This is a genomic window from Achromobacter sp. DMS1 (assembly GCF_001270295.1).
The window spans coordinates 1-4,099 of record NZ_LHSJ01000331.1; the positions used below are offsets into that span (position 1 = coordinate 1).

A 4,099-nucleotide genomic window follows, 5' to 3' on the forward strand; every position below is an offset into this window, starting at 1 on the left:
GAAACGGCCCGGCCTGCTCACGCCCGGTCCCGCCGCGCCGCTCGCGCGTGAGCAGCAGCGTGATTACCGTAATCGCGGCCAGGCCCACCAGGAACCACGCCACCGGCGTGGCGCTTTCGTATTTGCGCAGCAGCGCCATGGCGATCAGCGGCGAAAGCCCGCCCGCGAACACCGACGCCAGCTCGTGGCCCAGCGCCAGGCCGGTGTAGCGCACTTCGGGCGGGAAGAGTTCGGCGAAATACGAGGGCTGGGTGCCGATCATGGCGGCATGGCAGACCGTGTTGCCCAGCAGGAACGCGGCGAAGATCCAGAACGGCTCGCGCGTCTCCACCATCCAGAAGAACGGAAACGCCGCCGCCATCAGCCCGGCCGAGCCCAGCAGGTACACCGCGCGCCGCCCGATGCGGTCGGACAGGTGCCCGAACCAGACCAGCGTGCCCAGCTCCACGAACATGGACAGCAGCACGCCGCCCAGCATGAGATCGCTGGAGATGCCCAGGAATTTGCCGTAAGCCAGGGCGAAGGCCAGGAAAATGTATGAGCCGCCGTTCTCGGCCACGCGCAGCCCCATGGCCGTGAACACCTCGCGCGGATAGCGGCGGAACACTTCCACCGCCGGCATGCCGCGGCGCGCCGTCTTGCGCGCCTGGACGAACGCCTCGCTTTCCGGAATGTGGCGGCGGATATAGAGGCCGATGCCGAAGATGAACACGCTCAGCAGGAACGGCAGGCGCCAGCCCCAGCTCATGAAGGCGTCGCGCGGCAGTTGCTGCGCCAGCATGAAGACGGCGGAAGACAGCACGAAGCCCCCGGCCACGCCGAGCTGGCTGAACGATGAAAAGAACCCGCGCCGCCTGCCCTCCACGGCTTCGCTGATGAGCAGCACGCCGCCGCCCCATTCGCCGCCCGCGGCCGCCCCTTGCAGGATGCGCAGCAGCACCATGGCCGCCGGGGCCCAGAATCCGGCCTGCGCGTAGGTCGGAAGCAGGCCGATCAGGAAGGTGGAGGCTCCCATGATGCCCAGCGTCCATTCGAGCGCGATCTTGCGGCCGCGGCGGTCGCCGATGTGGCCGAACACCACCCCGCCCAGCGGCCGGGCCAGAAAGCCCACGGCAAAGCCCGCGAAAGCGCCCATGGTGCCCAGCAGCGGATCCGTGCCCTTGGGAAAGAACAGCTCGCCGAACACCAGCGCGGCGGCCGTGCCGTAGATGAAGAAGTCGTACCATTCCATCGCGTTGCCGGCGATGGACGCCATCACCACCCGCCGCGTCCTGCGCCGCTGCGCCTGGCCCGCGGCCGTGGCCGCCGCGCCCTTGTATGCCATTGTCATTGCCGCCCCTTGATTGTGTGTATACGCCGCGACGCCCGCGCGGCCCGGTCAGGCGCTGCGCGCCCGGAGGCGCGCCACCTGGTAGCCGGCGGCGTCCCTGTCCCAGGCGTCGCCGGTGATTCCCTCTTCGCGCAAACTCGCCTTGCGCACCTTGTCGTTCTCGGTGCGCGGCAGATCGTCCAGAAACCGCAGATAGCGCGGCACGGCGAAATACGGCATGCGCGGCTGGCAGAAATCGAGCAGCGCCTCCGGGCTCACGCGGCAGCCCGGCCTGCACACCAGGGCGGCCATGACCTCGTCTTCGGCCAGTTCCGAGCGCACCGCATACACGGCCGCCGCCGCCACCGCCGGATGCGCAAGCAGCGCCTGCTCCACTTCGTACGAAGAGATGTTCTCGCCGCGCCGCCGGATGGCGTCTTTCATGCGGTCCAGAAAGCGGAAATAGCCCTCGGCGTCGCGCACCACGCGGTCGCCGGTGTGGAACCAGAGGTTGCGCCACGCCTGCACGGTCTGCTCCGGCATGCCGAAATAGCCGGTCGCGATGGCGAAGGGAGGCCGGGCCCGCAGCAGCAGCTCGCCCGGCACGCCATCGGGCACGGGACGGTCGTGCTCGTCGGCCACGCAAGCATCGAACTCGGGCGCCGCGCGGCCCATGAAGCCGGGGCGCTGGCCGGCCAGCGTGCCCGCCAGCGCGAAATTGGTTTCGGTGGAACCGTAGCCTTCCAGCAGCGCAATGCCCGTGCGATCGCGGAAAGCGCCGTCGGAACCGTTCGGGCACCCCGGGCGCCAGCGCGATGCGTGTGCGGTGCGGCCGCGTCGGCCGGCCCCGGTTCGCGCGACAGCAGCATGGGCACCATGGCGCCCAGCAGATAGGTCACGGTCGCCCGCGTGGCCGCCAGTCGCTCGAAATAGCGGCTGACCGAAAAGCGCGCATCGCACACCAGCGACGCGCCCGTCACCAGGGCCTGGAAACAGGCGTTGAGCGCATTGGTGTGAAACAGCGGCAGGCTGGTGTAGAGCACGTCGTCCGCGCCGATTTCCAGGTTGCGCGCCGCCAGCACGCCCCACCAGTAGAACTGCGCGTGCGGGCAGCACACGCCCTTGGACGGCCCGGAGGCGCCCGAGGTGTAGAGCACCGCCAGCGTGTCCCCCGGGCGACAGGTCGGCATCGTCGGTCTGGATGCCCAGGTGGTCGATGCCCGGCTTGTTGCCGCGCGTGGAAATGGCGAAGTTGACCGGCGGGTCTTCGAGCATCCATTTGGCGTAGTCGCCTTCGACGCGCGCGGGCTGCGCGGCGAACAGTTGGGAATAGAAGCCGATGCTGCGGTTCAGGTCATCGACGTGCAGGTGGACGTGAAAGCGCTTCATGGGGGTGATCCTTTCAGCAGGAAGTACAGGCAGAGGAGGATTCGGTGACCTCGCACGCGCCGCCCTGGCAGCAGTGCTCGGTCAGATAGCCGAGCAGCCCATTCATCTGGGTGAAGTCGGCGCGGTAGATCAGGTTGCGGCCCTGCTGCTCGATGGTGACCAGGCCGGCATGGGCCAGTTCTTTCAGGTGGAAGGACAGGGAGTTGCGGGCCACGTCGAGCTGGTCGGCGAGGACGCTGGGTGTCAGCCCTTCGGGGCCGGCGACCACCAGGGCGCGGAACACGCGCAGCCGCTGGGTATGGGCCAGGGCGCCGAGGGCGGAAATGGCTTGGGTCTCGTTCATGATTCGATAATACAACATTTATTGAATCATTGGCAAAACGCTTCAATTGAATGGAGCCTGCGCGCTTGCGAGGCTTGACTTTCAAGACAGTTGCTCACGCCTTCGCGCCTGCGGCGCTGCGCGCTTCGCTTGCCTCCAGGGGAAAGCCCTGCGGGCTATCCCCGCCGCGCGCAGCTTGGCGCCCCTCGATGTGCCGAACCGGCTGCGCCGGATCGGCCCGTCCAGCGCCCCGCCGCGATGGACGGGGAGCTGGCGAACACGCTGGGGCTTGCTGCGGCAGGTTGTGCGAATGCGTGCCGTCCTCAACGCTGGTGGTTCTCGCCCATCACGTTACGAAGGACGGTTCACGGACATCCCGCCCGGCATCGCTATGGAGCTTCCACGCCACGCCTCAAGACCGGCGCCGCAAGGTGCGGCTGGGGCGTTCTCGCTCGTCGTCGGGTCGTTGACCTGGCCCGCGTCAGTGGGCAAGCCGGCGCAGCCTTCGTGCGGGGATGCCGAGCAGGCCCTATCTCCTTTCGGAGCGGTTCGACCCAAGGCGTCCTTGTCTCGTTGTGAATCCTGGCGGTGGCGCGGCTGCGCCTCGGGCTTCATGGCTGCAACCGTCCGGCGAAAACAATTTCCCCGCCGCTGCACGGCTTCCTCGCGCAGCAAATTCTTTTCGCCTCCCGGCTCTCCACTGCGTTTCGACCGCAAGCGGTGCAGCCAGCCCGTCCCCCGCCGGCCGGATCACAACAAGGACGCGATGGGCGCGAACCTTGTTCAACCGAAAGGAGAAAACATCATGGCCAACATCGGCACCTTCACCACCGACAAAGACGGCTTCACCGGCACGCTGCGCACCCTGACGCTCAACGTCAAGGTCAAGCTGGTTCCCAACGACAAGGCCAGCAGGGAGAACGCCCCCGACTTCCGCCTCCAGGCCGCCGGCCACGACATCGGCGCGGCGTGGAACAAGACCAGCGAGGCCGGGCGGGAATACAAGTCCGTGACCCTCGACGATCCTTCGTTCCCGGCTCCGGTCTATGCCCGCCTGATCGAAGGCGAGGACGGCACGC

The 4,099-nt window shown here is 67.9% G+C and carries 4 protein-coding genes and 2 pseudogenes; 1 reads left to right on the forward strand and 5 read right to left on the reverse strand.

Annotated elements, in window-relative coordinates:
- The 5 genes and pseudogenes from AD428_RS23650 to AD428_RS23660 form a co-directional block, all read right to left on the reverse strand.
- On the reverse strand, positions 1–1,330 hold a 1,330-nt coding region (locus tag AD428_RS23650; protein WP_152968208.1), incomplete at its 3' end, for an MFS transporter.
- Between the two features lie 48 nt (positions 1,331–1,378).
- Positions 1,379–1,852: an AMP-binding enzyme gene (locus tag AD428_RS29880; protein ID WP_369798825.1), complete on the reverse strand. Its 474-nt coding sequence runs from the start codon at positions 1,850–1,852 to the stop codon at positions 1,379–1,381.
- Between the two features lie 63 nt (positions 1,853–1,915).
- Positions 1,916–2,499 (reverse strand): annotated as a pseudogene (locus tag AD428_RS29885) (AMP-binding protein); the annotation flags it as partial.
- Positions 2,492–2,698: pseudogene (locus AD428_RS27280) on the reverse strand (ArsI/CadI family heavy metal resistance metalloenzyme); the annotation flags it as partial. The pseudogenes AD428_RS29885 and AD428_RS27280, both read right to left, overlap by 8 nt.
- Before the next feature lie 13 nt (positions 2,699–2,711).
- On the reverse strand, positions 2,712–3,059 hold the full coding sequence (locus AD428_RS23660; protein ID WP_003107245.1) for an ArsR/SmtB family transcription factor: 348 nt from the start codon (positions 3,057–3,059) through the stop codon (positions 2,712–2,714).
- A gap of 766 nt (positions 3,060–3,825) precedes the next feature.
- On the opposite strand from AD428_RS23660, the gene AD428_RS23665 reads away from it, so the two are divergent.
- The coding region (locus AD428_RS23665) for a DUF736 domain-containing protein (protein ID WP_053246780.1) at positions 3,826–4,099 on the forward strand (274 nt) is incomplete at its 3' end.